Below are 4,366 nucleotides of genomic sequence, written 5' to 3'. Positions count from 1 at the left end.
CCTGAAATTAAAAGGTCTGAGTCCAATTGAATATCGAACCCAGACCTATGTGCCTCGTGTTTAACTGTCCAACTTTTTGGGGTCAGTACAACCCGAGGCCCCTGTATGCTAGTCACATTCAGAGTAGCCTCTTGCCTGCTTAAATGCAAGGAGAAGAAGGCCATTGTTAACACCAAGCTGTAATGTCCCCTTTGAACCATTCTAAAATGTCCCCAGACAATTCTCTGGGGGATTTTTCATGATCAAAGAGACTGTTACGATGAGTCATAAGGAACTCGACCGACTTCACATTATTCAGGAGTCACTTAATCGCCATATTACTCAGGAACAAGCTGCGGCACGCATTGGCATTTCTATTCGGCAGGTTAAACGTCTGGTGCAACGGTATAGAAATGAAGGGCCTTCTGGTCTAGTTTCCCGCCGACGTGGAAAGCGTCCCAATAATTCCTTTTCTACCGAATTCAGAGCAACAGTAATTTCACTCCTCAAAGGCCGCTACGCTGATTTTGGACCTACGCTTGCGTGCGAAAAATTGCGCGAGATACACGGCTTGTGTTTATCCATTGAAACTCTCAGGAAGTGGATGGTAGAGGAGGGCATATGGCGCGAACGTCGTCGTAAGTTTGCCCGAATTTATCAGCGCCGGATGCGGCGCCCATCCTACGGTGAACTCATCCAGATTGATGGCTCGCCTCATGACTGGTTTGAAGGTCGGGGCCCCAAATGCACACTGATAGTCTTTATCGATGATGCTACCAGCGCTCTGATGGCGCTACGATTCGCTCCTGCAGAAACAACCCGGGCTTACATGGAAACCCTCCGGGGTTACCTTAATGATCATGGCGTACCACTGGCTCTCTATTCTGACAGACACAGTATATTCAGAGTAAATAACCCGGAGCGGGAAGGAGAGTTGACTCAGTTCACACGTGCGATAAAGACACTGGGCATCGAGCCAATCCATGCCAACAGCCCGCAGGCAAAAGGGCGGGTAGAGCGTGCCAATCAGACACTGCAGGACAGGCTGGTCAAAGAAATGCGGCTTCAGGGTATCAGTGATATTGAAACAGCAAACGCATGGTTGCCGACCTTTATTGAAGCCTATAACAACCGGTTTGCTACGCCGCCTCGTATTGCTGATAACGCCCATCTTGATGTACACCATTCTGAAGAGGAACTGGGTTATATCTTCAGCCTCCAGGCGAAGCGCGTTCTCTCCAAAAATCTCACTTTCCAGTACAAAAGCAGTGCGTTTCAGATTCGCAGTGAAGGCCGGGGATATCGACTTCGGCATTCGGTTGTCACGGTATGCGAAAGCTTTAACGGTGAAATTAAGGTTCTGTATGATGGGAAAGCGTTGGGATGGGAAAAATATGTTGATGGCCCGGAGCCTATACCACTGGATGATGAAAAAAGTGTCCATGAACGTGTGGATAATGCCCGTTTTGATTTACGCTCAAAATTCTACGTAAAACCTAAAGCTGACCATCCTTGGCTCACGCGCCGCACGCAAAGTAATCAGCAAGTGAAGCCCCCTAAATTACCCAGAAAGAAGGCTGATCCCGATAAAATGGACTGAAACCAGGCGTTATTCAGTTGAGTGCATATCCAGTCATAGGATAGATTCTTACGTAGCGTTTCTGGCGTGCATTTTCGGGTGGTTTGTTACTGTTTTTAACGGGGACACGTCAGAAACGCGCTCAGGCCGTCTGAGCGGTACGCGTAATGCGGCGTTATGGTAAATAGCCTATGCTAATGTCCGCTAAGAGCGAGATATAGTCATTCGTACCCTGAGAATTACACTTTGAAGTGATTCAGGGTATGCGCTTACTGGTTACGAATATTGAGCGAGAATCATGTGATGATCGCCGCTTTTCTTTCGAGCCAGTAGGTGCTCCACGTTCGCTAACGAATACTCAGGGCATGCAGATAAACTGCTGGCTATATTTCTTTCGAAGAGCGTGGAATGCATACCAATCCCCGATAAAAAGGAGTTGGTGATGACTGTGACTAATCAATTTGCTGCGCACGTTGGTCTGGACTGGGCTGATAAAAAACACGATGTCTGTGTTCAGTTTAAAAACGGTGAACGCGTATTCGATGTGATTGAACATACAGCAGAAGCGCTTGATGCCTGGCTTACTGAGTTACACCAGAAAGTAAAAGGTAGAATCGCAATAGCTCTCGAACTGAAGAAGGGCCCCGTGGTATATGCTCTTCAAAAATACCCCTTTATCACCGTTTTCCCCGTCCACGCATTGTCCCTGGCTCGTTATCGGCAAGCCTTCTCGCCCAGCGGCGCTAAAGATGATCCGCAGGATGCCGAGCTGGCATTAGAGTTAATGCTGCGTTACCCCCAGAAGATAAAAGCTATTGAACCCGACAATGCGGATATTCGCTTACTTCAGCAACTGGTTGAGCAACGTCGTCAGTTGGTTGAAGATAAACGACGCTTTGTGAACCGGATAATCAACACGCTTAAACAGTATTATCCTCAGCCACTGGAGTGGTTCTCACATCGGGGTAGCTTACTGTTGTGTGAGCTGATTATCCGGTGGCCCAGTCTGCAACAACTGAAACGAGCCAGACGCGACACGATCCGCAACTTTCTGAATGCCAAAGGTGGTCGCGCTATGGCCCTTACCGAGCAACGTGTTGCGAGTATTGATAATGCGATCCCATTGACTACAGACCCGAGTGTTATAGAGGCTAATGCTTTGATGGCAGCAGCACTGGCGACACAAATTAAAGTCGTGAGTGAAATCATCAAAACCTATGACGAACGAATCGAAACGCTGTTTGACACATTGCCAGATGCGGGGCTGTTCAAATCACTTCCGGGCATGGGACCGTGCATGGGCCCACGGATGCTTGCTGCACTTGGTGATAATCGTGACCGGTTTAACAGCGCTGAAGAAATTCAAAACTACGCAGGTATAGCACCGGTGACCGAACGAAGCGGCCAAAAATCATGGGTTCACTGGCGATGGCAATGTGCCAAGTTCGTCAGGCAGACCTTTGTTGAATGGGCTGCCAAGACGGTTAATTCATCATACTGGGCCAAACTGTATTATCAGGGCCTTAGAGAAAAGGGCAAATCTCATCAGTCTGCGATCCGGGCACTGGCGTTCAAATGGATAAGGATCATTTACCGCTGCTGGAAGGCCAGAACCTGTTATGACGAAGCGAAATATTTGCTGGCTCTCGAAGCGAGACACTCGCCCTTACTGAAGCCATAAAAAGCTTGTCGAATGTCTCAGGGCGTGAAGCGGACATTGCAGACTGCCCAGTAGAAAAAGTGCTATCAGAATTATCTAAAGGAAGATCGTATTTACCATGTCTCATTCTAACTGTTTAATAAATTACAAAAATTAAAATTTCCATTTAATATCATCGCGTTAAGCAAGAGAATTAAACCTCTCATTTAATTTATGATTCTTATTTAATTCATGAGTTGGTGTAAAAATAGGTTGCCGCACTATAGAAAGACACATATTTAAACCCAGCAGGAAATCATATTTGAAAGTAATGTGTTTAAGGGGCTGCGTAACAAGAACAGCAAGTAAACACATAGTAATAACAGTTACCATTCCCATTTCGCAAGTGGCCATATCAGAGGTGAACTAATGCCTGCTGCAATTTTAAGAATTAAGGTTATCCTAATAATTCTTTTGTATGATTAAGATCATCGATAAATTTACTAAGGACTCATTAATGAAATTGCGACTCTGGAATCTATTACCCCATGATTACGCTCCTTTTTTTCGTATTCTTCACATCATTGTGGCATTTCTAATATTATCACAAATTATTAACTCTAATCTGACAGAGACCGAAGCAATTGGTGAACATAGTCTTGAAGGAGTTATAACCTGGATGCACATTATTTCAGGGTTAGGACTGATTATTTGTGGTTTTATTATGTTAAGTTGGATGCTTACTCAAAGAGGTTTTACTTATTATTTTTCATGGGTAGGGCTTGACTTTAGTGGTATTAAGCAAGATATAAAAACGTTGACTAGTTTCCGACTGCCCGATGCACATTCGGGAGGTATTGCCAGTACAATCCAAGGATTTGGAGTTCTAGCATTGCTAATTGTAGCACTTTCAGGTGGCCTATGGTTCTTGTTGAATACCATGCAGTCAAATCTGGCTGAAACAGTAATCCACTGGCATAAGTTCTTTACTACTTTCATTGAGGTCTATTTTTATGCACATGGTGCAATGGGAGTTTTGCATATTTTAATTGAAAAATATAAAAGCCGCTCAGTTAACCTAAGTGACTAATCTGTTGTGAGATAATATTACTTCAAGTTGAAGAAAACCCTAAAAATAAAATTTAGTTTACTAGAAGATGAAACAGCAC

At 44.8% G+C, this 4,366-nt stretch carries 3 protein-coding genes; all 3 read left to right on the top strand.

Annotated elements, in window-relative coordinates; genetic code table 11:
* The first annotated feature begins 238 nt into the window (after positions 1–238).
* Positions 239–1,579, top strand: coding sequence for an ISNCY family transposase (locus ACNQ0W_RS24670; RefSeq protein WP_000589001.1), 1,341 nt, complete (start codon positions 239–241; stop codon positions 1,577–1,579).
* Positions 1,580–2,000: 421 nt separating this feature from the next.
* A complete protein-coding gene (locus ACNQ0W_RS24665) occupies positions 2,001–3,239 on the top strand; it encodes an IS110-like element ISEsa2 family transposase (RefSeq protein WP_000219087.1) in 1,239 nt (412 codons plus the stop codon).
* A gap of 475 nt (positions 3,240–3,714) precedes the next feature.
* Positions 3,715–4,287 carry a cytochrome b/b6 domain-containing protein gene (locus tag ACNQ0W_RS24660; protein ID WP_001515348.1) on the top strand — a complete coding sequence of 191 codons (573 nt, stop codon included), beginning with the start codon at positions 3,715–3,717 and terminating at the stop codon, positions 4,285–4,287.
* The last annotated feature ends 79 nt before the right edge of the window (positions 4,288–4,366 follow it).

Origin of the sequence: Enterobacter cloacae complex sp. 6730903, from assembly GCF_048283985.1 — a bacterium.
Classification (GTDB): Bacteria; Pseudomonadota; Gammaproteobacteria; order Enterobacterales; family Enterobacteriaceae; genus Enterobacter; species Enterobacter hormaechei_C.
This window is presented reverse-complemented; position numbering and strand designations above follow the sequence as displayed.